The sequence below is a fragment of the Bradyrhizobium sp. ORS 278 genome, assembly GCF_000026145.1.
GTDB lineage: Bacteria > Pseudomonadota > Alphaproteobacteria > Rhizobiales > Xanthobacteraceae > Bradyrhizobium.
Map to the genome: position 1 here is coordinate 1,119,771 of NC_009445.1, position 25,909 is coordinate 1,145,679.

Consider the following 25,909-nt stretch of genomic DNA (forward strand, 5'->3'; position numbering starts at 1 on the left):
GCAGCGAGACCTCTCTCGAGCCGGAACTACGTCGACCTATCTCGCGTTTGAGGTGGCAATCATGCATCGCACGGCGATGCTCATTCGACAGGGGCACCTCATGACAAGGCTTGTTTCCCGCCAGCGCTGCCTGCAGCGCACGGCATCGATGATCGCGATTGCTGCCGCGCTCGTGCTGGGCCTCACTTCGGCTCGCGCGCAGAGCCTGGGCTACGCGCCGGTGGAGCAGCAGGCGTTTCCTCCGGATGAGACGACGGCGCCCCTCACCGGACAGGACGAGGACAGTCAGCTGCCGGATCGGCTGCGCCGCACGATCGTCAACCTCGATACGCGCGAGGCGCCGGGCACCATCATCATCGATACCGGAAACACCTATCTGTACTACGTGCTCGGCGGCGGCCGCGCGCTGCGCTACGGCGTGGGCGTCGGGCGCGAGGGTTTCACCTGGTCGGGCGTGCAAAGCGTAACGCGCAAGGCGGAATGGCCCGACTGGCATCCGCCGGCGCAGATGATCGCGCGCCAGCCCTATCTTCCGCGCTTCATGGCCGGCGGCCCGGGCAATCCGCTCGGTGCCCGCGCGATGTATCTCGGCTCCAGCGAATACCGCATTCACGGCACCAATGATCCGACCACGATCGGCAAGTTCGTCTCGTCCGGTTGCATTCGCCTGACCAACGAGGACGTGTCCGACTTGTTCAGCCGCGTGCAGGTCGGGACGAAGGTCGTGGTGCTGCCGAAATCCGCGTCCGTGCAGGCGCGCGCCGCCGCCTCGCGCGTGACATCGCTGCCGTCGGGCCGGCAGGCGATGTCGCTGCCGGTCGCGGCCGTCTACTAAGCTTGGAGTGATATCATGACCAGCCGACGGGCCCTCACAGCCATCGCCGTGGCGACCATCACTGCCGCCGGCGCCCTGGGCGGGCCAAGCGGCGCCCGTGCGCAGGACTTCTTCTCGGCGCTGTTCGGCGGCTTCAATGCGCCGCAGCGGCCAGCGCCGCAGCCTTACATCCGCATGCCGTTCGCCGACGAGGCGGCGCCGGCCCCGCGGCCTGCCCCGCGCGGCGATGTCACTTACCGCGGCGGCAGCAGCAGCGTCGCCTGGTGCGTGCGCACCTGTGACGGACGCTACTTCCCGCTCGGTGCCACCGGCGACCAGAGCAAGGAAGCGACGTGCAATAGCTTCTGTCCGGCGTCCAAGACCGAGGTCGTCTACGGCAGCTCGATCGACAATGCCGAGACCGAGGGCGGCAAGTCGTATTCCGCGTTGCCCAATGCGTTCAAGTATCGCACTGAAATCGTCGACAACTGCAGCTGCAACGGCAAGGACCATTTCGGCCTTGCCAAGGTATCGATCGACAACGACCCGACCTTGCGCAAGGGCGACGTCGTCGCCAGCGATGACGGCCTGAAGGTCGCCAACCGCAGTGCCGGGCGCAAGAGCGCCGAGCTCAACTTCTCGCCGGCCCCCGCCGCGCTGCGCGCGAAGTATGAGCGCGCGCCGGTGGTGGCGTCGGAATGATCCTGCGCAGCGCTCAGGCCGCGCGGATCTTGCCGAGGAAATCCGTGACCTGATGACCGAGGCTCCTGCTCTGGTTCTCCAGCGTCTCTGAGGCATTGCGTACGTTCTCGGCCGCCGCCGCTGCCGCATCCGCATCGGACTTCACGCCGGTGATGTTGTCGGACACGTTCTTGGTGCCGTCGGCGGCGAACTGGGTGCTGCGTGAAATCTCCTGCGTGGCCGCGCCTTGCTCCTGCACGGCGGCTGCGATGGCCGTGGCGACCTCGTTGACCTCGCCGATGATGCCTCCGATGCGTTGGATCGCGTCGATCGCGTCATTGGCGACGCGCTGGATGTCGGCGATCTGCTCGGAGATCTCCTCGGTCGCCTTCGCGGTCTGGCTCGCCAGCGTCTTCACCTCCGACGCGACCACCGCGAAGCCCTTGCCAGCCTCGCCGGCGCGGGCCGCCTCGATGGTCGCGTTGAGCGCCAGCAGATTGGTTTGCGAGGCGATGCTGTTGATCAGCCCCACAACCTCGCCGATCCGGTTGGCCGATTGCGACAGGCCTTGCACGGTGCCGTCGGTCATGCGCGCCTGCTCCACGGCGCGGCTCGCGATCCCCGCGGCATGCGAGGCCTGCTTGGAGATGTCGGCGATCGAGGCGTTCAGCTCCTCCGCGGCGGAGGCCACCGTCTGCACGCTCATCGAGGCATCGTTGGACGCTTTCGAAGCCTCCTCGGCGCGCGCATTGGTCTGCCGGGAGACGTTGGTCAGCCCCGCCGACGTGGCTTGCATGTCGGTCGAGGCGCGGCCGAGTTGCTCCAGCGAGTCGCGCACCAGTCCTTCGAACTCGGCGACATAGGCCTCGATCGCGCGCTGCCGCGCCGCCGTCGCCGCGTTGCGCTCGCGCTCCTGGGCCTCGATTGCGAGCTTGTCCTGGGCCTGTTGCTTGAACGTTTCGAGGGCGTTGGCGAGCGCGCCGATCTCGTCCTGGCGCTGTGTATAGCCGGTATCGACGGCCAGGTCTCCGCCGGCGACGGCAAGCATCGCGTCGCGCATCCGATGCAGCGGCCGGATCACCCGGCCGCTCACCGCCGCCATCGCGGCGCCGCCCAGGACGACGGCGGCGAGCAGCAGCACGAGCTGGAGGATGAGCGACTCCGTCGCCTTACGCTGCTGTGCGCTCGAATGATCCTTGGCAGCATCGAGCGCCGCCTCGGCGAGCGCAACCGCGCTCGTCATCTTGTTCACCGAGAACGGGCTCCACTGATAAGCGGTCATCTCGGGCTTCTCGCCCTTCTGCAGCGCTGCGATCAACCGTTCGCGCAGGCCGGCATATTCCGGCGTGAAATAAGCCTTGTCCGTGCCCGCCATCGCCGCGGACAGCGCGGGCGGCATCTCCATGCCGGAGGTGGCGAGCTGCACGGCCTTCCAGGCGGTTTCAATGCCACCGACAAACTTGTTGTAGGCGAGCACCGATTCCGGGGACACCTTGCCTGCCGTCAGTCCGTTGCTGATGACGAGTGACGCTTCGCCCGCGGTGTTGCGCATCAGCCAAGCCATCTGCTTGACCATCAGCAACTGATCGACCGTCGCGCTCTGGTGATTGACGCTGGCCGCTATATTGCCGGAGATCTTGTCGAGCAGCGCCAGCAGCGCGTCGAAAGTCTCGCTATATTCCTTCGGCAGGCCGGTCCGGCGAGCCGCCTTCGGCTTGACGATCTCGGTCCAGAACTCGCTGTGCTCGGCGGTGATGATCTTGTTGAGCCGGTCGAGATCGGCGATCAGCGTCGGAGCCTGGGCGAACTCGATGTCCCTCAGCATCTCGAGCGCGCGATTGAGCGCCGGCACGTAGATGTCGCGCGCTCCGCGCACGAATTTCTCGGTATCCGCATCCATCAGCTGGTCCGCATTCAGCACCCGGATCGTGGTCGAGCGGTCGCTGCGCATGCTGTTCATCGCCTTGAACACCACGCCCGACACCTCCGCGACCCGCGCGATGCGCTGGGCGGATTGCAGTCTGCTCCAGGAGCTCCAGGCGTTCAGCGAAAAGAGGGCGATCACGGCCAGGGCAGCCGTGACGATCACGGTCTTCAGCAGCGAGGAGATGGTTAGGCGGTTCAGCATTGGTCGTCTCTTGAATCTTTGAAAGCGCAGGAATTTTCCGGCCTATGGGTAAAGATTCGTGCGTTCCATTTCTCGGTAGAACTACGGACGGTCCCGCAGTCCTTTCGGAGGTTCCGATTGCGGAACCAACCCTCGTCGAGCGGGTTAGGTCGCCAACGCCAGCGCAGTCCACGCGTCGCAAGAGGGGTCCTCCATGATCGTCAGTGCTCTCGTCACCTTCCTCGTCGTCATTCTCATTCTCTATCTCATCAACCTCCTGCCGCTCGACGGCCGGGCCAAGCAGATCTGCCGCGTCATCGTCATCGTGCTCGGCGTGATCTCGCTGCTGAAATACATCGCCGTCATCTGAAAAGGTTTCATGATACCTTTATTCGCTCTAAAAAAGCCCCGGCGGTCGGCCGGGGCTTTTCGTCGTCAGGCCTTCGCCGTCTCGCTGGCTTTGGCTTCGCGCCGCCGCGCGGTGAGGATGTACTCGGTATAGCCATTCGGCTGCGTCCGGCCTTCGAACACCAGGTCGCAGGCCGCCTTGAACGCCACTCCGTCGAACGATGGTGCCATCGGCTGATACAGCGGATCGCCGGCGTTCTGCTTGTCCACCACCACCGCCATGCGCTTCAGCGAATCCATCACCTGGTCCTTGCTGACCACGCCATGATGCAGCCAGTTGGCGAGATGCTGGCTGGAGATGCGCAACGTTGCGCGGTCTTCCATCAGGCCGACATCGTGGATATCAGGCACCTTGGAGCAGCCGACGCCCTGGTCGATCCAGCGCACGACGTAGCCGAGAATACCCTGGCAGTTGTTGTCGATCTCCTGGCGGACGTCGTCCGGCGCCCAGTTCGAGTTCGACACGGGGATGGTGAGGATGTCGCCGAGCTTGGCGCGCGGCCCGCCCTTTGTCAGTTCGTCCTGCCGAGCCTTCACATTGACCTGGTGATAGTGCAGGGCATGCAAGGTCGCCGCCGTCGGCGACGGCACCCAGGCAGTGGTGGCGCCGGCGGAGGGGTGGCCGATCTTCTGCGCCAGCATGTCCGCCATCTTGTCCGGCGCCGCCCACATGCCCTTGCCGATCTGGGCGTGGCCGGGCAGGCCGTCGATCAGGCCCATGTCGACGTTCCAGTCCTCATAGGCCTTGATCCAGGGCTGCGCCTTCATCTCGTTCTTGCGGATCATCGGACCCGCTTCCATCGAGGTGTGGATCTCGTCGCCGGTGCGGTCGAGGAAGCCGGTGTTGATGAACACGATGCGCTTGGAGGCCTGCTGGATGCAGGCCTTGAGGTTGACCGTGGTGCGGCGCTCCTCGTCCATGATGCCGACCTTCATGGTGTTCTCCGGCAGGCCGAGCATCTTTTCGACGCGCGCGAACAGCTCGACCGTCAGCGCGACCTCGTCGGGGCCGTGCATCTTCGGCTTGACGATGTAAATCGAGCCGGTGCGGCTGTTCTTGACCTTGGAGTGGCCCTTGAGGTCGTGGATCGCCAGCAGGCCGGTGACGGCGGCGTCGAGAATGCCCTCCGGAATTTCCTCGCCGTCGGCGCCGAGCACGGCGTCGGTGAACATGTGATGTCCGCAGTTGCGGATCAGCAGCAGGCTGCGGCCGTGTAAAGCGAGCGTGCCGCCGGACGGCGTCGTGTAGCTGCGGTCGCTGTTCAAGGCGCGCGTGAGCGTCTTGCCGCCCTTCTCGAAATCGGCCGACAGCGTGCCGTTCATCAGGCCGAGCGTGTTGCGATAGACCAGCACCTTGTCCTCGGCGTCGACGGCGGCGACCGAGTCCTCCATGTCGAGGATGGTCGAGACCGCGGCTTCCAGGATCATGTCGGAGACGCCGGCCGGGTCGTCCTTGCCGATGACGTGGCTGCGGTCGATCACGACCTCGACATGCAGGCCATTGTTGGCGAGCAGGATCACGGACGGCGCCTCGGCCGAGCCCTGGTAGCCGGCGAACTGACCGGCGTTCTTCAGTGCAGTGGCGTTGCCGCTCTTCAGCTTGGCGGACAGTTGCCCAGCAATGACGCTGTAGGCGGTGACGTCGGTGTGGCTGCCGGTGGCGAGCGGCGCGGCGGCGTCGAGGAACGCCTTGGCCTTGGCGATCACCTTGTCGCCCCTGGCCTTGTTATAGCCCTTTCCGCCCTCGCTCGGATCATGCGGGATGGCGTCGGTGCCGTAGAAGGCGTCGTACAGCGAACCCCAGCGCGCATTGGCCGCATTCAGCGCGTAGCGGGCGTTGGTCAGCGGCACCACGAGTTGGGGACCGCAGATCTTGCCGATCTCGTCGTCAACGTTGGCCGTCTCGACCTTCTGGGTCGCGGGCTCCGGCAGGAGGTAGCCGATCTCCTTCAAGAACGCCGTGTAGGCGCCGAGGTCGAACGCCTTGCCCTTGTTGGCGAGGTGCCAGGCGTCGATCTTGTCCTGCAGCGTATCGCGGAATTTGAGCAATTCGCGGTTTTTGGACCCGAGATCGCGCAGGATCGCGGCCACGCCGGCCCAGAACGCGTCCGGATCGATCCCGGTCTTCGGCGCCGCCTCCTTGGTGATGAAGTCGAACAGGACGGGGGCGATCTTCAGTCCATGGGCGTCGATACGGGTCATGATGGGACGTTTCTCTCGAATAAGGGCGTTGCGCGTGTCTTGGGCATGCTGAAACGGCCGCCTCCCGGCGGCTTGTGCAGTGCATTTAACGTGAAAGCCGGGGCCAAGGAAGGGGGGAGGGGGTATCGTAGATGGTCGGGGGAGGGGCACGGCGGGGTCGGCCTGGGCGCTTCCGGACAACCCGCGCCTGCCGCATGCGATCCTGCCGCCGCATCCACGGCTGTCATCCCGGGTCCTCCGCCGCGCCGGAACTGTCGCCATCACCTCCGCTGTCATCACCCGCGAAAGCGGGTGATCCAGTACGCCGCGACCTCTCGTGGGCCTCACTGTCGACTCTGGAATACTGGATCGCCCGGTCGAGCCGGGCGATGACGGCTGTGGGTGGGGATGCGGCGGCGCACTCACGGGGATGGTCGCTCATCGAAATCATAACTCATGCGAACCCGTCCTCGCGGCGCGCATTCGCGTCCGAGCTTTACTATCAGCCGCCCCTCGATCACGAGAGGCGCAGGGAAGGCCGGGTGCTGGCTGCACCCATGGCCCGCCTGCAGAAAAAAATGCAGGCGGCAGTCACCACAGGTACGAGCCGGACATCCGGCCTCCCCTGCGCGATGGCTCTACGGTTGCTCCGTGGTCTCCCCGGTGCGCCGGGCTTTCTGGTCACCGTTGCCCGCGCAGCGCGTTGGCGCGTCGCAGGCGTGGCATCAGCATCGGGATGCCAGGACTCCACGGCTTGGCCGTGCGCCTCGGGACTGTCCGCCAGCATGATCGCTCACACCGCAGCCCAAGACGCCCACCGCATCCCGCACCCGACGTCCGTGACGGTCGCGAAACGTCCCTCGTGTGGGACGGGATGCAAACAGATATACATGATTTCCGAAAAAAAGAAAGAAATTTCTGTTGCCGGACGCGTCGGAGAAATCGGGTCGAGGAGCAGGCCAGTTCGGCTTTTGCGCGCAGCAGATGTGCGGGTGCTTGCGCAACTCGGCGACGCCATGAGCTGAAACGTGCCTCAAACCCGCGTCACGGGATATGGATCCCGGATCGGCGCCCGCCACCGCGTCACGTTGCCGGGCTTGTCCGGGACGACACCTTCTGTGGGACGACGCCTACGCCTCAATCTCGGTGTCGTCCCGGCCTCCGCGCCGGGACCCATACATCGCGGCGGCCATGCTGATATGCGGTGGCTCGGATGGAGGTCATGCTTGAGCTCAGAGGCAGCGGCGGTTGGACATCGATCTCACTCGAAGCAGGGGACGAGCTGTCGCTTCCTAGCTTCGGCCTGGTGTGCGGGGTGGCCGACCTCTACGAACGAACGCCTGTGCCGCGTAATTAGTTTGTAGGGCGGGCAAAGCCGCGCCCGCGCGCCGCGCGGGAGCGGCGTGCAAACCGGGGCTTGCACGGTGCAGGACGGTGGGCACGCGCCGCCTTCGGCGTCGCTTTGCCCAACCCTACAGATCTGCGTTTTGCGCGAGGGTCGCGCGCTACAGCGCCCCGGATGTCACCACGCCGAACTTGAGCCACGCCGAAGGCGGCACGTCGGTCGGGCGTTTGCGATCGGCCCAGTTGCGGTCGACGATGTCCAGGATGCTGGGGTCGATGCCCATCTCGCGCAGATAGAGTCGGGCCTGTCCACTGTAGTAGGTGGTCAGGCCAGCGCGGTGCTCGGCGGAGACGTTGGGGGCCAGCCGGTTGCGGATTTCCGTGCCGACGAGTTCGACTCGCGCGTCCGGCGGCAGGCTGCGGTGGACGCCGCCGGCCAGGATCAGAAAGCAGGACGTCTCGCACAGCACGCGCGAGGTCTCGAGCGCCGCGTTGAAAGGGCCGCCCGCGCGCTTCAGCGTCAGGCAGTCGGTTTGCGACTTGTCGCGGCAGGCGTCCACCTGGGTGCGGCCGACGCCGGCATCGAGGCCGCGACCGCGCAGGATGCGGCCCATGCTGAGGGCGACGTCGAGGTCGGCGTCGCCGCGGCTGTTGATGATCACCGGAAGCTTGCGGCCGGACTGGCGGTCGAGAATCGCGATCAGCCGCTTGAAGGTATCGAACCGGATGGTGCCTTCGGCGGCGATCCAATCAGCACAGCCGGGACCGCAGGAATCGGGCGGACCGTGCGCGACATAGAAGATCATCGCATCGGGCAACGTGCCGAACTCGGCGATCGGGGCCGCCGGCGTGGCCGGCGGCTGGGCCGCGGCCTCACGCCCGACGATCGTCGTCATCGCGACCATCAACAACGTTCGCAACAGTCTCTTAGCCATAGACATTGTCCCCACCATCCCCGCAGCGATTGTCATCGCGCAAGTGAGGTTGTGCAAGGAGTGGCATGCACGCGCACATGTTTAATTCGTACGTTGTTCAGTTGATAGGTTGATGCGTGGGAGATCATGCGGGCATCGACCATGATCGCCGTCGCGCAGGCCGGTCGTCCGCAATCGCGACACATCTCTGCAGCACTCGGGCTTTGCCCGCGCCGACTCATTGCCGCGTCACAGTCCCACTTCGGACGTAAAGGCTACCGATAACTAATCGCATCTACAGGGTGCGGGGAGACGGGGTGATGTCGTTCGCGGGGCTCAAATCAGCCGTTGTTTGTCTGAGCCTGCTGGCGCTGCCTGCCCTGGCCGCGGACATGTCGACGGCGCCCTACATGCATGCGGCCGAGACCAAGCCCAGCCTGCTGCAGATGCTCGCATCCGCATGGAGGCCGAAGACGGTGCACACGGCGGTGGCCACGCCGGCCCCCGCGCATCAAGCCAGGATCAGGCACGCGGCCGCGGCGCCGCGCACGCCGAACCACAAGACTCCGCCGGTTGCTGCTGCGACGGCGCCGGAGACACCTGCCGCGGAGCCGATAACGGTGGGGGCCGCCGCCACGCCGCCCGGACAGCTCTCCGAGGCCGAGCTTGCCGCCAAGGGGCTGGCGCTGTTCAACGATGCCAGCCTGTCGGGCGGCAGCAAGGCCTCCTGCGCGACCTGTCACTTCTCGACCGGGCATACCAACAACAAGACCTATGTCGGCCTCGACGCGGTCGCCGATGGCGATCCCAACGGCCGCAATACGCCGACCCTGTGGGGCGTCGGCGAGCGATCGGTGTTCGGCTGGCAGGGCCAGGCCGCGACGCTGGAGGACAGCATCCGCGGCATCATCGTCAACCGCATGAAGGGGCCGGATCCGTCGAAGGAGACCCTCGCGGCGCTGGTCGCATATGTGAAGACGCTGAACTATCCGGCGAACTGGCAGGTCAGAGAGGACGGCACCCCGCGCGACGATGCGAGCCCGGCGGTCAAGCGCGGCTTCGAGCTCTATGTCGGCGACGGCGGCTGCGGCACCTGCCACCAGCTGTCGACCTTCGACAAGAAGAGCCGCGACGACATCGGCACCGGCGGCAAGTTCAAGGTGCCGGCGCTGCGCGCGGTGGCGTCGACCGCGCCCTATTTCCACGACGGCCGCACGGCCTCGCTGCGCGACGCGGTCAAGCTGATGTGGGAGGTCTACGCCAAGAAGATGGAATCGCGGCTGCCGACGGAGGCCGAACTCGACGATCTCACGGCGTATGTCGGGGCGCTCTGAACGTGCCGGGTTAGGTCGATGACTGCCTCGAAAGTCCTGGCACATTGGACCGTATAGACCCGGCTGTCATCGTCCGCGAAGGCGGACGATCCAGTACGCCGTGACACCTCGGTCGAATATCGTCTGCCACGGCGTACTGGATGCTCCGCCTTCGCGGAGCATGACAATCATCGGGACGGCAAGACTTTCACCCCAGGAGCAATCGCCGATGCTGGCGAACGCCGGTCTGTCTCAGATATTTGCCCCGAGATCGGCGATGTCGTCGAACAGCACGCCGGTTTTCGACAGCAGCGCTTCCAGCTCATCGGTGGCGTCGGCGATGCCGCGCGTGGCCGTGTCGAGCACCAGCTCGGCGTCGAGTGGCGGCTCGTAGTCGTTGCCGATGCCGGTGAAGTTCGACAGCGCGCCGGCGCGGGCCTTGGCGTAGTGGCCCTTGGGATCGCGGCTCTCGCAGATCTCGGCGGCGGTGGCGACGTAGACCTCGCGGAACAGGTCGCCGGCGATGCGGCGCGCGGCGGCGCGGTCCTCGCGCGCCGGCGACACCGCGGCGACGATGGCGATGTGGCCGTTGCGGGCGAGATGGGTCGCGACCTCGGCGAGGCGGCGGATGTTCTCGGCGCGGTCCTCCGGCGTGAAGCCGAGATCCTTGTTGAGGCCGGCGCGCACGGTGTCGCCGTCGAGCAGCACGGGGGCGCCGCCGCGGCTGAACAGCCGCCGCTCCAGCGCCCGCGCCAAGGTCGACTTGCCGGCGCCGGGCAGGCCGGTCATCCAGACCACCGCGCCCTTGTGGCGATAGCGGTCGGCGCGCTCCTGCGGCTGCAGCGCGGACTCCACCGGAATGATGTCGACGGGTGCAGCGCGCTTGCCCGCAGCGATCGACAGCACCAGACCGCCGCCGGCGATGCGGCCCTGCACCTCGATGACGAGACGGCCGGTGCGCGCGTTCTCGGTGTAGGGATCGACGGCGACCGGCTGGGTCAGCGCGATCTCGATCTCGCCGACATGGTTGCGCGCGATCGCATTGTTTTCCTCGTTCGACAGCGAGCCGGGATCGACCGCCTTCTCGATCGCGACCACGCTGCCGCGCGCCTCGCGGGTGCCGAGCCGCACCAGAATGTTGTCCCCCCTAGCGAGCGGCTGATCGTGCAGCCAGAAGATGCGGGCATGCAGCCGCCGCGCCGCCTGCGGCTCGCGGCCGACATGGGCGATGACGTCGCCGCGCTCGATGAACAGCTCGCGGTCGAGCGTGATGCCGACCGAGCGTCCGGCGCCTTGCGCTGATGTGACAGGCGTCTGCGGCCAGCCCTCGACGGTCTTGATCTTCGCGATCTTGCCAGCCGGCATGATCACGATCTCGTCGCCGGTGCGCAATTCACCGGCCTCGACGCGGCCGGCGACGATGCGGCGGTCGTCGAACTTGTAGATCGCCTGTACCGGCAGGCGCAGCGGCAGGCTCGACAGCGGCTTGGCCGGCTCCAGCCCGTCCAGCGCCTCGACCACGGTGGGCCCCTTGTACCAGCCGATGCGCGAGGTCAGCTCGGCGACGCCGTCGCCGTCGCGGGCGGAGATCGGGATCACAGCGACCGGCTTGACGCCGAGGCCCTGGAGATGCGCCGAGATCTCGGCCTTGATCTCATTGAAACGGGCTTCGCCGAAATCGACGCGGTCCATCTTGTTGACGACCACCGCGACCTGCTTCACGCCGAGCAGATGCAGGAGATAGCCGTGGCGGCGGGTCTGGTCGCGGACGCCTTCGAGCGCGTCGATGATCAGCACCGCGCCGTCGGCCTGCGATGCGCCGGTGATCATGTTGCGCAGGAACTCGGCGTGGCCGGGCGCGTCGATCAGCACGACCTCGCGCGCATTGGTGCGGAAGCGGATCTGGGTGGTGTCGATGGTGATGCCCTGGTCGCGCTCGGTCTGCAGCGCGTCGAGCAGGAACGACCATTCGAACGGCATGCCGCGGCGGGCCGAGACGGCCTGCAGCATTTCGAGCTTGCCGTCGGGCAGGCTGCCGGTCTCATGCAGCAGGCGGCCGACCAGCGTCGACTTGCCGTGATCGACATGGCCGACGATGACGATTGAGACCTGCGGGCGGCTGGTGCCGTTCGGCGTGGCGGGAGCGGCGGCCGGGACTCTCATGTTCATGACCCTCGCGCTCCGCTTCAGAGATAGCCGGCGACGCGCAGACGCTCGAAGGCGTCCTCGGTCTCGTGGTCGAGCGCGCGGCCGGCGCGCTCCGGCACCTTGGTGCTTTCGAGCTCGGCCAGAATCTCCGCGATGCTCGAGGCGTTGGAGGCGACGGGGAAGGTGATGTCCTGATCGCCCAGCGAGCGATAGCGCTTGCCGTTCTTCGACAGATACAGCGGGATGATCGGAATGTTCTCGCGCGCGGTGTAGGCCCAGATGTCGGCCTCGGTCCAATGCAGGATCGGATGGATACGCAAATGCGCGCCCTGCGGCGGCGAGGCGTTGAAATGGTCCCAGAACTCCGGCGGCTGGTCGCGGACGTCCCAATGGCCTTCGGCGCCGCGCGGCGAGAACACGCGCTCCTTGGCGCGCGTCGCCTCCTCGTCACGGCGGATGCCGGCGATCAGGCCGTCGAAGCCGTATTTCGCGAGCGCCATCTTCAGACCCTCGGTCTTGCGCGCGGCCGAGCGGGCGGCCGGAGGCAGGGTCGGATCGACGGCATCGATCGGCGGGCAGGGCTCGACGCGGAGATCGAGGCCCCATTCCTGCGCGTAAGTGTCGCGGAAGGCATACATCTCCGGAAACTTCTTGCCGGTATCGACATGCATCGCCGGGAACGGCACGCGGCCGAAGAACGCCTTGCGCGCCAGCCAGATCATGACGTTGGAATCTTTTCCCAGCGACCACAGCAGCGCGAGCTTCTTCAGCCGTGCAAAGGCCTCGCGGAGAATATAAATGCTCTGCGCCTCAAGCTGGTCGAGATGATCCATCGTCGGCGCGGCGCTCAGCACGCGCGGCATGGAAGATGCTTGCTCGAGCTCGGAGGAGGGCAACCGATCTCTGGAAACGTCGTTTGTGAGAATGTGCATGCTATCAGCCATCGCCTGCTTGGGAGAAAATTCTATGGCGAAGCCAAGAAATAATTTTCTCTTTACGTCCGTAGCGTGACACTTATATAGAAAATAATTCCAGTCAACCCCGAAGAGTCGAAGCCGAAGAGCGCAATGCAATATCTGCCGGTGTTTCTCGATCTGAAGACCGGCCCCGTGCTGCTGATCGGCGCGGGCGAGCTCGTGCGCGCGAAGCTTAGAGTCTTGCTGTCCGCGGGTGCGCGCATCCGCTGGTTCGCGACCGATGGCGATTTCGATCTCGGAGGATTGCACGACGATCATGGCCAGATCACGCGCGCTGACGGCGATCCGCTGACCACCGACCTGTCGGGCGTCATCGCCGTGCTGTGCGCGGGCGCCGGCGATATCGGCGTGGCGATGTCGGCGCGGGCGCGCAGCGTCGGCCTGCCGGTCAACGTGATGGACGACCTCGCGCATTCCAGCTTCATCTTCCCGGCGATCGTCGATCGCGGCGACGTCGTGGTGGCGATCGGCACCGGCGGCTCGTCGCCCGTGGTCGCGCGCCGCGTGCGCGAGCGCATCGAGGCGCTGCTGCCGGCGCGGATCGGCGAGCTCGCGGGTTTCATCGGCGACTTCCGCAAGATCATCAACCCGCGGATCGCGGAGATGCCGCTGCGCCGTCGCTTCTGGGAGCGTGTTGTCGATGGCCCGATCGGCGCGCTGGTGCTGGCCGGCCGCAAGCACGACGCCGAGGCGGCGCTGAACAGCATCGCCGATCCTACCGCATTCGCGGGGGCCGATCATGCCGGCCGCGGCGAGGGGCATGTGACCCTGGTCGGCGCCGGGCCTGGCGATCCCGATCTCTTGACGATCAAGGCGCTGCGCGCGCTGCAGGACGCCGACGTCGTGTTCTACGACGAGCTGGTGACGCCGGAGATTCTCGACCGCATCCGCCGCGACGCCTCGCGCGTTCCGGTGGGCCGCCGCGTCGGCAAGCCCGGCATCGGCCAGGACGCGGTGAACAAGCTGCTGATCGACGCCGCGCGCGAGGGCAAGCGCGCGGTGCGCCTGAAGGGCGGCGACGCTTTCGTGTTCGGCCGCGGCGGCGAGGAGGTCGACGCGCTGCGCCAGGCGAGCGTGTCCTACACGATCGTGCCCGGCATCACGGCGGGCATCGGCGCCGCCGCGCAGTTCGAGGTGCCCTTGACCTTCCGCAGCAAGGCGCTGCGCATCACCTTCCTCACCGCGCACAAGGAGCGCGATGCCGAGGCGGTCGACTGGTCGGCGCTGACCGATACCAAGATGACCGTCGTCGTCTACATGGGCATGACAGCGGCGCCGGCGGTGCGCTCCGGCCTGCTCGCGGCGGGCCGCTCGCCGCAGACGCCGGTCGGCGTGTTCGCGCGCGTGACGCGCCCCGATGCGCAGGCCGCGGTCGGTACGCTCGATCGATTGCCGGATCTCGTCGCCAAGATCGAGGGCGGTCCGGCCATCCTCATCATCGGTGATGTCGTGGCGCATTCGGCGCCGTGGCGTCAGCAGACTCTCAGTGGCGTGATTGCAAAACTCCTGGAACCCGTCTGAATGACCTCCCCGCTGCAACAAAAGATCAAGATCACCGGTCCCTCGATCGTCACGGCGAACCGGACATGGGACGGCGCGGTGATCTATCGCACCGGTTCGAAGAGCTGGTCCGATGAGCTCACCGACGCTGCGATCGTGCGCACCGCCGACGAGGCGCGCGCGCTGCTGACCGAGGCGGTGGCCGATGATCTCAACGCGATCGGTCCCTATATCGCGCCGGTCGAGGTCGCCGCCGACGGCGCGGTGAAGCCCGGCAACATGCGCGAACACATCCGGCTGACGGGCGCCACCATCGCGCTCCCGGCTCAAGCCTGAAGGCCTTCTCATGTATGCTTATGACGACATCGACCGCACTTTGGTCAACGAGCGCGTCGCCGAATTCCGCGATCAGGTGAAGCGCCGTCTCTCGGGCGAGCTCACCGAGGACGAGTTCAAGATGCTGCGGCTGCAGAACGGCGTGTATCTGCAGCTGCACGCCTACATGTACCGCATCGCCATTCCCTACGGCACGCTGTCGTCGGATCAGCTGCGCCGGCTGGCGCATGTCGCGCGCCGCTACGATCGCGGCTACGGCCACTTCACGACCCGGCAAAACATCCAGTTCAACTGGATCAAGCTCGCCGAGCTGCCGGATGCGATGGCCGATCTGGCCGAGGTCGGCATCCAGTCGATGCAGACCTCCGGCAACAACATGCGCAACGTCACCTCCGACCAGTGGGCCGGCGTCGCGCCGGGCGAGGTCGAGGATCCCCGCATCTGGGCCGAGCTGCTGCGCCAGTTCACGACCCTGCATCCGGAATTCTCGTTCCTGCCGCGCAAGTTCAAGATCGCGATCACGGCGTCCGAGCACGATCGCGCCGCGATCAAGATCCACGACATCGGCCTGCGTCTGAAGAAGAACGAGCAGGGCGAGACCGGCTTCGAGGTGCTGGTCGGCGGCGGCCTCGGCCGTTCGCCCTTCATCGCCAAGACCATCAAGCCGTTCGTGCACGGCCACGACATTCTGAGCTATGTCGAGGCGATCCTGCGCGTCTACAATCAGTACGGCCGCCGTGACAACATCTACAAGGCGCGCATCAAGATCCTGGTCCACGAGCTTGGCATCGAGAAGTTCGCGGCCGAGGTCGAGGAGGAATGGCAGCAGATCCGCGACGGCGTGCTCAAGCTCGATCAGGGCATCGTCGAGGACATCCGCTCGCGCTTCTTCTATCCGGCCTACGAGACGCTGCCGCACATGCCGGACGAGCTGAAGCAGGCCGCCCATGATGCCAAGTTCGAGGCCTGGCGCAAGAACTCTGTCTTTCCGCACAAGCAGCAGGGCTACGCGATCGCCGTGGTGTCGCTGAAGCCGGTCGGCAAGCCGCCGGGCGACGCGACCGCCGACCAGATGGATGCGCTGGCCGACATTGCCGACAGATACTCGTTCGGCGAGATCCGCGTCGGCCACGAGCAAAATCTGGCGCTGCCGCATGTGCGCAAGCGCGACCTGCCGGCGGTGTGGAAGGCGCTCGAGGCGATCGGGCTCGCCATCCCGAACGTCAACCTCGTCTCGGACATCATCGCCTGCCCGGGCCTGGACTACTGCTCGCTCGCCAATGCGCGCTCGATTCCGATCGCGCAGGAGATCACGCGCCGCTTCGCCAACCACGACACCGCGAACCTGATCGGCCGGCTGCACATCAATATCTCCGGCTGCATCAATGCCTGCGGCCACCATCATGTCGGGCACATCGGCATCCTCGGCGTCGAGAAGAACAACGAGGAATTCTATCAGATCACCATCGGCGGCCGCGCCGACGAGGGCGCCGAGCTCGGCACCTTGATCGGCCCTGCGGTGCCCTACGCCGAAGTTGCCGATGTCGTCGAGGACATCGTCGAAGCCTATCTTGCGCTGCGCGTGAGCCCTGAGGAGCTGTTCGTCGACACGGTGAAGCGGCTCGGGGTCGAACCATTCAGGGAGCGGGTCTATGCCACTCGTTAAGGGCGGACACATCATCGCGGACGAGTTCGTCCGCGTCACCGACGATGCCGAGCTGCCGGCGCAAGGCGCGATCCTCGTCTCCGAGACGCGGTTTCTTGCCGGTCCCGACGCGCTGGTCGGCCGCACCGGCGGCAAGCTCGGCGTGATCTGGCCGAACAATCGCGACATCGACGATCTCGTGCCCTATCTCGACCGGCTCGCGCTGGTCGCGCTGGTGTTCCCGAGTTTCCGCGACGGCCGCGCCTATACTCAGGCGCGTCTCTTGCGCGAGCGCTACGGTTACCGGGGCGAGCTGCGGGCCACCGGGCAGGTGCTGCGCGACCAGTTCGTGTTCATGTTGCGCGCCGGCTTCGATGCGTTCGACGTCAAGAAGCAGGCCGACGCCGAGGCTTTCACAGAGACCGTGAAGCGCTATTCGGTGTTCTACCAGCCGGCCGGCGACGGCCGCATCTCGGCGCTGCATCAGCGGCTGCAACAGCGTCACGCAGAGCGCGCCGGGCTATGAGCACGCTGGCCGCATCACATCAGGCCGATGACACGTCCGTGGCGGCGCTTGATGCGGCGCTGCGCAACGCAACGCCGCCCGAGGTCATCGAAGCGGCGCTTCAGGTGATCGGCCGCGATCGGCTCGCGGTGGTGTCGTCGTTCGGCTCGGAGTCGGCGGCGCTGCTGAAAGTCACCGCCGATGTCGATCCGGCGATTCCCGTGGTCTTTCTCGACACCGGGCACATGTTTGCGGAGACGCTCGGCTATCGCGACCAGCTCATCGACATCCTCGGTCTGCGCGACGTGCGCTCGATCGAGCCGGATGCCGCGGCGCTGGCGCGCGAGGATGCCGATAACGATCTATGGTTCTCCGATCCCGACACCTGCTGCCGCATCCGCAAGGTGGAGCCGCTGGCCCGCGCGCTGGCGCCATTCACCGGATGGATCAACGGCCGCAAGCGCTTCCAGGGTGGCCTGCGCGCGGCGATTGCCGTGGTCGAGCAGGACGGCGCGCGGATGAAGTTCAACCCGTTCGCCAATGTCAGTCGCGAGGTTATCGCGGAGATCTATCGCTCGGCCAATCTGCCGCAGCATCCGCTGGTGGCCTCCGGCTTCCGTTCGATCGGCTGCATGCCCTGCACCAGCCGCTCGGACGCGGGTGAGGACGAGCGCGCCGGCCGCTGGCGCGGTCGCGGCAAGACAGAGTGCGGCATCCACACGATTGCGACACCGGCGGTGTAGTTGGGCCCGGCGCGCGGGCTGCTCAGGCCGTCGTGACGACATTGTCTCGCGGCAAAGAACAGTCATCCCATCGCCGTGCATGACGTAGCAAAATGCCAATGTCGGATCGGAAACAAGAAAATCCGGTTTCGTTGACTCTGACGTGCACATCCGGCGATCTGCAGGAGACGCCTGCACCATCGCGGGCCTGGAAATGGAGAGCTTCGATGATGCGACGTGTTCTGGCTGTCGTGGCGGGCCTGGCATGGGCGGGATCGGCCTATGCGGCGGACGTCAATCTGCTCAACGTGTCCTACGATCCGACCCGTGAGCTCTATGTCGAGTTCAACAAGGCGTTCGCCGCGAGCTACCAGAAGGAGACCGGCAAGAGCGTCGAGATCAAGCAGTCGCATGGCGGCTCCGGCGCGCAGGCGCGCAGCGTGATCGACGGCCTGCAGGCCGACGTCGTCACCCTGGCGCTCGCCTATGACATCGACGCCATCGCCAACAAGGGGCTGCTCGACAAGGAGTGGCAGAAGCGGCTGCCGCAGAACGCCTCGCCTTACACCTCGACCATCGTGTTCCTGGTCCGCAAGGGCAACCCGAAGGGCATCAAGGATTGGGACGACCTGCTCAAGTCGGGCGTCGACGTGATCACGCCCAATCCGAAGACCTCCGGCGGCGCCCGCTGGAACTATCTCGCCGCCTGGGGCTATGCGCTGAAGAAGGCCGGCTCGGCCGATAAGGCCAAGCAGTTCGTGGCCGATCTCTACAAGCACGTTCCGGTGCTCGACACCGGCGCCCGCGGCGCGACCGTCACCTTCGTGGAACGCGGCGTGGGCGACGTCCTGCTCGCCTGGGAAAACGAGGCCTATCTGGCCTTGAAGGAATTCGGTAAGGAAAAGTTCGAGATCATCTCGCCGTCGCTGTCGATCCTGGCAGAACCGCCAGTCGCCGTCGTCGACACGGTCGTGGCCAAGAAGGGGACCCAGGCGGCCGCCGAGGCCTATCTGAAGTACTGGTATACGAAGGACGGTCAGGAAATCGCCGCACGCAACTTCTATCGTCCGCGTGATGCCGACGTCGCCAAGAAGTATGCCGAGTCGTTCGCCAAGGTCGATTTGTTCACCATCGACGACGTGTTCGGCGGCTGGACCAAGGCGCAGAAGGAACACTTCGGCGAAGGTGGCGTGTTCGATCAGATCTACAAGAACTGATGACGAGCAGGAAGTAGGGACATCGGAATGAGCCAGGTGGCGTCTTGAGCGTCCTTGCACCGCGACGCAGCACCTTGCCGGGCTTCGGTCTCACCATGGGACTGACGCTGACCTGGCTGTCCCTGATCGTCCTCATTCCCCTGGCCGGGCTGTTCGTCCGCTCGACGGATCTCAGCCTGGCGCAGTTCTGGGACATCGTCACCAGCCGGCGCACCCTGAGCGCGCTCAAGATCTCGTTCGGGCTGTCGTTCGCGGCGGCGCTCGTCAATCTGGTGATGGGCACCATCGTCGTCTGGGCGCTGGTGCGCTACCGCTTCCCCGGCCGGCGGCTGTTCGATGCCATCGTCGACGTGCCGTTCGCGCTGCCGACCGCGGTTGCCGGCGTGGCGCTGACCGCGCTGTTCGCGCAGAAGGGCTGGCTCGGCGCGCCGCTGGCGGCGGCCGGCATCAGGGTGGCGTTCACGCCGCTCGGCATCTTCATCGCGATGATCTTCATCGGCATCCCCTTCGTGGTCCGCACCGTGCAGCCGGTGCTGATCGATCTCGATCCCGAGATCGAGGAAGCGGCGGCGAGCCTCGGCGCCAGCCGTTGGCACATCGTCACCAAGGTCATCCTGCCGAGCCTGACACCGGCGCTGCTGACCGGCTTCGCGCTCGCCTTTGCCCGGGCCGTCGGCGAGTACGGCTCGGTGATCTTCATCGCCGGCAATCTCCCGAATGTCTCCGAGATCGCCCCCCTCCTGATCGTGATCCGCCTGTCCGAGTTCCGCTATGCCGACGCCACGGCCATTGCAGTGGTGATGCTTGTGGTGGCATTCGTGATCATCTTCGCGGTGAATCGCCTGCAGCGCTGGGCTCAGACCCAGGCGTCCACCTGAGGCCGCGACATGAGCATCGAGATGACCCTGCAACGGACGCCGGATGCCTCGGCGCGCAGCCTGGCCGAAAGCGCCGCCCGACGCGATCCGCGCGCCGAGCCGACCGTCGTTCGGCTGGCGATCATCACGCTCGCGATCGCCTTCCTGTCCATCTTTGTCGTGCTGCCGCTGGTCGTCGTCTTCGTCGAGGCGTTCGGCAAGGGTGTCGTGGCCTATTTTTCAGCTCTGGCCGACCCCGAGGCCTGGTCCGCCATTCGTCTCACGCTGGGTGTCGCGGCGGTGTCCGTGGGCACCAACCTGCTGTTCGGCTTGGCCGCCGCCTGGGCGATCGCGAAGTTCGACTTCCCCGGCAAGACCTTCCTGATCACGCTGATCGACCTGCCGTTCTCGGTCAGCCCGGTGATCTCGGGTCTGGTGTTCGTGCTGCTGTTCGGTGCGCAGGGCTTCTTCGGACCCTGGCTGCAGGCGCACGGTCTACAGATCCTGTTCGCCTTCCCGGGCATCGCGCTCGCCACCATCTTCGTTACGTTTCCCTTCGTCGCGCGCGCGCTGATTCCGCTGATGCAGGAGCAGGGCACGCAGGAAGAGGAGGCGGCGATCTCGCTTGGCGCCTCGGGGCTGCAGACCTTCTTCCGCGTCACGCTGCCCAACATCAAATGGGGCGTGCTGTACGGCGTCCTGCTGTGCAATGCGCGGGCGATGGGTGAGTTCGGCGCGGTGTCGGTGGTGTCGGGTCATGTCCGCGGCGAGACCAACACGATGCCGCTGCTGGTCGAGATTCTCTACAACGAGTACCAGATGGTGGCCTCGTTCGCGATTGCCTCGCTGCTCGCGATGCTGGCGCTGATCACGCTGATTGCCAAGACCATTCTCGAACGTAACATCGACGAGGACATGCCTCATGACCATTGAAGCGAGAGGCGTCGTCAAGACCTTCGGGACCTTCAAGGCGCTCGACGGCGTCGACCTCAAGGTCGCCAATGGCGAGCTGCTGGCGCTGCTCGGGCCGTCCGGCTCGGGCAAGACGACCTTGCTGCGCATCATCGCCGGGCTGGAATGGCCTGATGCCGGCGAGATCCTGTTCGACGGCGAGAACGCGCTCGACCGCGGCGCGCGCGAGCGCCATGTCGGCTTCGTGTTTCAGCACTACGCGCTGTTCCGGCACATGAGCGTGTTCGAGAACGTCGCCTTCGGCCTGCGCGTGCAGCCGCGCAAGATCCGCAAGAGCGAGGCGCAGATCCGCGCGCGGGTGAAGGAGCTGCTCGACCTCGTGCAGCTCGACTGGCTCGCCGACCGCTATCCGAGTCAGCTCTCCGGCGGCCAGCGCCAGCGTATCGCCCTGGCGCGTGCGCTCGCCATCGAGCCGCGCATTCTCTTGCTCGACGAGCCGTTCGGGGCGCTCGATGCCAAGGTGCGCAAGGAGCTCAGGCAATGGCTGCGCACCCTGCACCACTCGATCAACGTCACCTCGATCTTCGTCACGCATGACCAGGAGGAGGCGCTCGAGGTCGCGCACCGGGTCGTCGTGATGGACAAGGGCCGCATCGAGCAGGTGGGGTCGCCGAGCGACGTCTATGACAGCCCGGCGACCGCCTTCGTGCACGGATTCATCGGCGAGTCCATCATGCTGCCGGTGGAGGTCACCGGCGGGGCCGTGCATCTCAACGGCCGACCGCTGGACATTGCTGCAGCCGGCGCAACCGCCGGCGCCTCGACCCTGTTCGTGCGCCGGCATGACATGCTGATCGGTCCGGCCGAGAGCGGCACCTTGCATGGTGCCGTCACCCACGTCCGTAGCTTCGGCCCGGTGCAACGCGCCGAGATCGCGCTGACCGAAGGCTCCACGATCGAGATCGACGCCCCCCGCGACCGCGAGCTCCGCATTGGCGACCGCATCGGCCTGAAGCCGCGGCATTATCGGATTTTCGCCGGCGGGTAGCGGCGGTCGCGCTCGGGCTCGCCCACCGTTAGTTGATCACAGACCTCGACCCAACATGGTGTCGTCCCGGACAAGCCCGGCAACGCGCCAGCGTTGCCGGGCGCCGATCCGGGACCCATACTCCGTGACGTTTGTTTGAGGCAGGCTGGAGCGGCATCGCGTTCCACCACATCCGCCGCGGAGTATGGGTCCCGGCTCGTTGGCCGGGACGACACCGAGGGTGGGGCGCCGTTCTCGTCACAACATTGGCTGTCGGCTCGTCGGCCGGGACGACAGCGGGAATGTGGCGCCGACCGTGGCTTGACCGATCCGGGCTTATGGTTGACCAACCCTTAATCGGCCGGAACGGCTGCAATTGAACCGATGGAACTTACCGTCGATTCACCTTTCAGCCACGGTTGATGTGCAACAACCCGCCTCTCTCATCGGTACAGGGATCGGTTCATTGAAGCATCGCGCACTCGCTCTCTCCATCGCACTCCTGCTCGCCGGCTGCGCGGCCGAGACTCCGGTGGTGCAGGCGCCGACGATGTATGCCGACATGGCGGTCGCGGGGGCGAAGCTCGATGCGCTGGCCGCGGCGACGATGATTTCACAATACCGTCAGAACAACGGGCTCGGCACGGTGGAGGTCGATCCCGAGCTGATGCGGCTTGCGGAGTCGCAGTCGCAGGCGATGGCGGACAAGAACAAGCTCGATCACGACGTCCGCGCGCCGCTGGCCAAGCGGCTGAACGGCGCGGGCTACGACGCCGCCGTCGCGGTGGAGAACGTCTCGGCGGGCTATCACACGCTGGCGGAAGCTTTTTCGGGCTGGCGCGACTCGCCGCCCCATCGCGCCAACATGCTCAAGAGCGGTGTCACAAAAATAGGCATTGCCGCGAGCTATGCTCCGAATACGAAATACAAGGTCTTCTGGACCATGATCCTGGCCGCGCCTGACAGCAGGAAGCCTTCCTGACGGGCACTGCTGCTCCCTGCGTGGGCGGCACGCCCTGTCCGGTGAGGCCCCCCCGCTGGCCGGAAGCGACCTATTCCGGAGGTTGATTTGACGTTATCAGGAACTCACGCCACCTTGGCGCAACTGCTGATAACCGATCGATTGACATGAATCATCATCCGCTGCCGGCTCCGCCGACGACTCCCTCCGATGCCAAGCGCGTGCTCGTCCTGCAGGGCGGCGGCGCGCTCGGCTCCTATCAGGCCGGCGCCTATCAGGCGCTGTGTCATTTCGATTTCGAGCCCGAATGGGTTGCCGGCATCTCGATCGGCGCCATCAACTCCGCGATCATCGCGGGCAACGAGCGCGAGAAGCGCATCGAGCGGCTCAAGGAGTTCTGGCACATGGTCTCCTCGCCGGTGCCGTGGAAGCCGCTGGTCAATGGCGATCATCACCGTTCGGCGTTCAACGAGATCAGCGCCGGACTGATCGCTGCCTTCGGCGTGCCCGGCTTCTTCACGCCGCGCTTTCCGCCGGCGCCGCTGTGGCCGGCCGGCACGCCGCAATCGGTCAGCTATTACGACACCGCGCCGCTGAAACGGACGCTGGAGCGGCTGGTCGATTTCGACCGCATCAACGATCTGAAGACGCGATTGTCGGTCGGCGCCGTCGGCGTCACCACCGGCAACTTCACCTATTTCGACAATGTCGAATTCAAGAAGCAGGGCAAGCGGATCGGGCCCGAGCACATCATGGCCTCCGGCGCGCTGCCGCCCGGCTTCCCGCCGGTCGAGATCGACGGCGAGCATTACTGGGACGGCGGCATCGCTTCCAACACGCCGCTCGACTACGTGCTCGACACCGAGACCGGCCGCGACCTGCTGATCTTCCAGGTCGATCTGTTCTCCGCGCGGGGCGACCTGCCGCGCACCTTGCTGGAGGCGGCCGAGCGCGAGAAGGACATCCGCTATTCCAGCCGCACGCGGATGAACACCGACAAGAACCGGATGATCCACAATACGCGCAAGGCGTTTCGCGAGCTCTATGCCAAGCTGCCGGAGGAGCTGCGCAACGATCCGTCGCTGGAGGTCCTGTGCAAGGCCGCGCAGGAGAACACCGTGACGGTGGTGCACCTGATCTATCGCAGCAAGAACTACGAGACGTCGTCGAAGGACTACGATTTCTCCCATGTCGCGATGGTCGAGCATTGGGAGGCGGGCGTACGCGACGTGCATTCGTCGATGCGCCACAAGGACCAGCTGGAGCGCCCCCAGTCCGGCGAAACCATGGTGACCTACGATCTCACGCAGGACGGCAACCTGGCTGCCGCCAAAAAGGAGTGAAGCAATGACGACGAATTTGAAGGGCAAGACCGCGGTGGTTACCGGCTCGACCAGCGGCATCGGGCTTGCGATCGCCCGCGGCTTCGCCTCGGCCGGCGCCAACATCGTGCTCAACGGCTTCGGCGCGCCCGATGACATCGAGAAGGAGCGCGCCAGCATCGAGAGCGAGTTCAAGGTGAAGGCGGTGCACTCGCCGGCCGACATGAGCAAGCCGGCCGAGATCGCCGGCATGATCGCGCTCGGCGAGTCCACGTTCGGTTCGGTCGACGTCCTCGTCAACAATGCCGGCATCCAGTTCGTCTCGCCGGTCGAGGATTTTCCGCCGGAGAAGTGGGAGCAGATCATCGCGATCAATCTCTCTTCCGCGTTCTACGGCATCCACGCCGCCGTCCCCGGCATGAAGAAGCGCGGCTGGGGCCGCATCATCAACACCGCCTCGGCGCACTCCCTGGTCGCCTCGCCGTTCAAGTCGGCCTATGTCTCGGCCAAGCACGGCATCGCCGGCCTGACCAAGACGGTCGCGCTCGAGCTCGCCACCTTCAAGATCACCTGCAACTGCATCTCGCCGGGCTATGTCTGGACGCCGCTGGTCGAAAAGCAGATCCCGGACACGATGAAGGCCCGTAACCTCACCAAGGAGCAGGTCATCCACGACGTGCTGCTGGCTGCGCAGCCGACCAAGGAATTCGTGACGGTCGACCAGGTCGCCGCGCTTGCGCTGTTCCTGTGCAGCGACGAGGCGGCGCAGATCACCGGCACCAACCTGTCGATCGACGGCGGCTGGACCGCGGAGTAACAACTCTCTCCGTTGTCATCGCCCGGCTTGACCGGGCGATCCAGTACTCACCGGCAGTCGTGAGCCACCGAACGGCCGCAGCGTACTGGATTCCCCGCCTTCGCGGGGAATGACCATGGGGGACGTTGGCCGTGCACCCCAAACGCAATTTCGCGCCGGAGCGGGTTTCGCTTCGGCGCGGGCCGTTCTACAAGCGCTGCGTTTTCACGACCAGCGCACGGACTCGTCACCTTGCTCACCACCCTCATCGGCCTTGGCGCCGCCGTCTGCACCACGAGCTCGTTTTTGCCGCAGGTGATCAAGGCCTGGCGATCGCGCTCGACCCACGACATCTCCACTGGCATGTTCGTGCTGTTGACCACCGGCAACTCGATGTGGCTGCTGTACGGCGCGCTGATCGGCGACCTGCCGCTGGTCCTCGCGAATGCCATCACCTTGGCACTCGTCGCGGCGATCCTCGGCCTCAAGCTGCGCTACGGCTAGGCCCCGCCGCGCCCTGACCGGCCGCCGCCGTCAGATGCGGCGCGCGAAGGCGTTTGCGGACGACGACGCGACGCTCTGGCCCGGCGGCAGCACGACCACGGTCGAACCCATCTGCACGCGGTTGTAGAGGTCGGCGACGTCGATATTGGTCATGCGGATGCAGCCCGACGAGATCGCCTGGCCGATATATTCCGGCTGGTTTGTGCCGTGGATGCGGTAGAGCGTGTCCTTGTTGCCCTCGTAGAGATAGATCGCGCGGGCGCCGAGCGGATTGGCGGGACCACCGGCGACGCGCTTCGGATAGGGGCCGAGACGCGCCTGGATGTCGGCGGTCGGTACCCAGTCCGGCCATTCCGCGAGCTTGCCGACGGTCGCGACGCCGGAGAAGGCCATTGCCTCCTCGCCCACGGCGACGCCGTAGCGGACCGCCTTGCGATCGGGAAGCACGTAGTAGAGGAAGCGGGCATCGGTATCGACGACGATCGTGCCCGGCTGTTCCTGCCGAGTATATTCAACGATGTGACGCTGGAATTGCTCGGGGATCCGCGCTTCGGTGTAAGGCGCGCGCGCCAGGAGCTGGCGGTCGCGCGGAGTCAGCGCGGCATCCGTGGTTGGCGACAGCGTCGCCTCCATGCAGCCCGCCAACAACAACGGTGCAGCCAGCACCACTGCGAGCCCCAGTCTCGGCATCTCGATCTCCCCCAACGCGCGGTATAAA

Annotated in this window: 23 protein-coding genes; 17 read left to right on the top strand and 6 right to left on the bottom strand. The window is 66.0% G+C overall.

Annotated features, from left to right (window positions below; genetic code table 11):
* Positions 1–100 precede the first annotated feature (100 nt).
* A complete protein-coding gene (locus tag BRADO_RS04935; protein WP_041756109.1) occupies positions 101–835 on the top strand; it encodes a L,D-transpeptidase in 735 nt (244 codons plus the stop codon).
* Between the two features lie 15 nt (positions 836–850).
* Positions 851–1,516, top strand: coding sequence for a DUF2865 domain-containing protein (locus BRADO_RS04940; RefSeq protein WP_011924217.1), 666 nt, complete (start codon positions 851–853; stop codon positions 1,514–1,516).
* Between the two features lie 13 nt (positions 1,517–1,529).
* Here BRADO_RS04940 and BRADO_RS04945 read toward each other — a convergent pair whose 3' ends face one another.
* A complete protein-coding gene (locus BRADO_RS04945; RefSeq protein ID WP_011924218.1) occupies positions 1,530–3,623 on the bottom strand; it encodes a methyl-accepting chemotaxis protein in 2,094 nt (697 codons plus the stop codon).
* A 193-nt stretch (positions 3,624–3,816) separates the two neighbouring features.
* Here BRADO_RS04945 and BRADO_RS35340 point away from each other — a divergent pair, with 193 nt between their 5' ends.
* A complete protein-coding gene (locus BRADO_RS35340; RefSeq protein ID WP_011924219.1) occupies positions 3,817–3,972 on the top strand; it encodes a Thivi_2564 family membrane protein in 156 nt (51 codons plus the stop codon).
* 65 nt (positions 3,973–4,037) lie between these two features.
* Here the strand turns inward: BRADO_RS35340 and BRADO_RS04950 are convergent, their stop codons facing one another.
* Positions 4,038–6,212 (bottom strand): malate synthase G, encoded by a 2,175-nt coding sequence (locus tag BRADO_RS04950; RefSeq protein WP_011924220.1) that lies wholly within the window; start codon positions 6,210–6,212, stop codon positions 4,038–4,040.
* A 1,484-nt stretch (positions 6,213–7,696) separates the two neighbouring features.
* Complete coding sequence (locus BRADO_RS04955; protein ID WP_011924221.1) at positions 7,697–8,431, bottom strand: hypothetical protein; 735 nt, start codon at positions 8,429–8,431, stop codon at positions 7,697–7,699.
* 338 nt (positions 8,432–8,769) lie between these two features.
* Between BRADO_RS04955 and BRADO_RS04960 the strand changes: the two genes are divergently transcribed.
* On the top strand, positions 8,770–9,783 hold the full coding sequence (locus BRADO_RS04960) for a cytochrome-c peroxidase (protein WP_041756110.1): 1,014 nt from the start codon (positions 8,770–8,772) through the stop codon (positions 9,781–9,783).
* A gap of 231 nt (positions 9,784–10,014) precedes the next feature.
* Here BRADO_RS04960 and cysC read toward each other — a convergent pair whose 3' ends face one another.
* Together cysC and cysD are read right to left on the bottom strand one after the other, a co-directional pair.
* Entirely contained in the window at positions 10,015–11,931 is a 1,917-nt protein-coding gene (gene cysC / locus BRADO_RS04965; protein ID WP_041756111.1) for an adenylyl-sulfate kinase, read from the bottom strand.
* Between the two features lie 17 nt (positions 11,932–11,948).
* The gene (cysD, locus tag BRADO_RS04970) at positions 11,949–12,743 is read right to left on the bottom strand and encodes a sulfate adenylyltransferase subunit CysD (protein ID WP_041757313.1); all 795 of its coding nucleotides are present in this window, start codon (positions 12,741–12,743) and stop codon (positions 11,949–11,951) included.
* Between the two features lie 234 nt (positions 12,744–12,977).
* Between cysD and cysG the strand changes: the two genes are divergently transcribed.
* From cysG to BRADO_RS05035, 13 genes are all read left to right on the top strand, one after another.
* The gene (gene cysG / locus BRADO_RS04975; protein ID WP_011924225.1) at positions 12,978–14,408 is read left to right on the top strand and encodes a siroheme synthase CysG; all 1,431 of its coding nucleotides are present in this window, start codon (positions 12,978–12,980) and stop codon (positions 14,406–14,408) included.
* Positions 14,409–14,723 carry a DUF2849 domain-containing protein gene (locus BRADO_RS04980; protein ID WP_011924226.1) on the top strand — a complete coding sequence of 105 codons (315 nt, stop codon included), beginning with the start codon at positions 14,409–14,411 and terminating at the stop codon, positions 14,721–14,723.
* 10 nt (positions 14,724–14,733) lie between these two features.
* Entirely contained in the window at positions 14,734–16,389 is a 1,656-nt protein-coding gene (locus BRADO_RS04985; RefSeq protein WP_011924227.1) for a nitrite/sulfite reductase, read from the top strand.
* Complete coding sequence (locus tag BRADO_RS04990; protein WP_011924228.1) at positions 16,376–16,894, top strand: DUF934 domain-containing protein; 519 nt, start codon at positions 16,376–16,378, stop codon at positions 16,892–16,894. Before BRADO_RS04985 ends, BRADO_RS04990 begins: the two co-directional genes overlap by 14 nt.
* Positions 16,891–17,616 (top strand): phosphoadenylyl-sulfate reductase, encoded by a 726-nt coding sequence (locus tag BRADO_RS04995; RefSeq protein ID WP_041756112.1) that lies wholly within the window; start codon positions 16,891–16,893, stop codon positions 17,614–17,616. Before BRADO_RS04990 ends, BRADO_RS04995 begins: the two co-directional genes overlap by 4 nt.
* A 206-nt stretch (positions 17,617–17,822) precedes the next feature.
* Positions 17,823–18,812 (top strand): sulfate ABC transporter substrate-binding protein, encoded by a 990-nt coding sequence (locus tag BRADO_RS05000; protein ID WP_041756113.1) that lies wholly within the window; start codon positions 17,823–17,825, stop codon positions 18,810–18,812.
* 44 nt (positions 18,813–18,856) lie between these two features.
* Positions 18,857–19,690, top strand: coding sequence for a sulfate ABC transporter permease subunit CysT (gene cysT / locus BRADO_RS05005; RefSeq protein ID WP_011924231.1), 834 nt, complete (start codon positions 18,857–18,859; stop codon positions 19,688–19,690).
* Positions 19,691–19,699: 9 nt separating this feature from the next.
* Positions 19,700–20,602: a sulfate ABC transporter permease subunit CysW gene (cysW, locus tag BRADO_RS05010; RefSeq protein ID WP_011924232.1), complete on the top strand. Its 903-nt coding sequence runs from the start codon at positions 19,700–19,702 to the stop codon at positions 20,600–20,602.
* Positions 20,592–21,629 (top strand): sulfate/molybdate ABC transporter ATP-binding protein, encoded by a 1,038-nt coding sequence (locus BRADO_RS05015; RefSeq protein WP_011924233.1) that lies wholly within the window; start codon positions 20,592–20,594, stop codon positions 21,627–21,629. The genes cysW and BRADO_RS05015 overlap by 11 nt, the downstream gene beginning before the upstream one ends.
* A gap of 445 nt (positions 21,630–22,074) precedes the next feature.
* Positions 22,075–22,590: a CAP domain-containing protein gene (locus BRADO_RS05020; RefSeq protein ID WP_011924234.1), complete on the top strand. Its 516-nt coding sequence runs from the start codon at positions 22,075–22,077 to the stop codon at positions 22,588–22,590.
* A gap of 146 nt (positions 22,591–22,736) precedes the next feature.
* Positions 22,737–23,912 (top strand): patatin-like phospholipase family protein, encoded by a 1,176-nt coding sequence (locus BRADO_RS05025; RefSeq protein ID WP_011924235.1) that lies wholly within the window; start codon positions 22,737–22,739, stop codon positions 23,910–23,912.
* A 4-nt stretch (positions 23,913–23,916) separates the two neighbouring features.
* Positions 23,917–24,708: a 3-hydroxybutyrate dehydrogenase gene (locus tag BRADO_RS05030; RefSeq protein ID WP_011924236.1), complete on the top strand. Its 792-nt coding sequence runs from the start codon at positions 23,917–23,919 to the stop codon at positions 24,706–24,708.
* 231 nt (positions 24,709–24,939) lie between these two features.
* Positions 24,940–25,191: a SemiSWEET transporter gene (locus BRADO_RS05035; protein ID WP_011924237.1), complete on the top strand. Its 252-nt coding sequence runs from the start codon at positions 24,940–24,942 to the stop codon at positions 25,189–25,191.
* Between the two features lie 30 nt (positions 25,192–25,221).
* On the opposite strand, the gene BRADO_RS05040 is transcribed toward BRADO_RS05035, so the two are convergent.
* Positions 25,222–25,881 (bottom strand): L,D-transpeptidase, encoded by a 660-nt coding sequence (locus BRADO_RS05040; RefSeq protein ID WP_041757315.1) that lies wholly within the window; start codon positions 25,879–25,881, stop codon positions 25,222–25,224.
* Positions 25,882–25,909 lie beyond the last annotated feature (28 nt).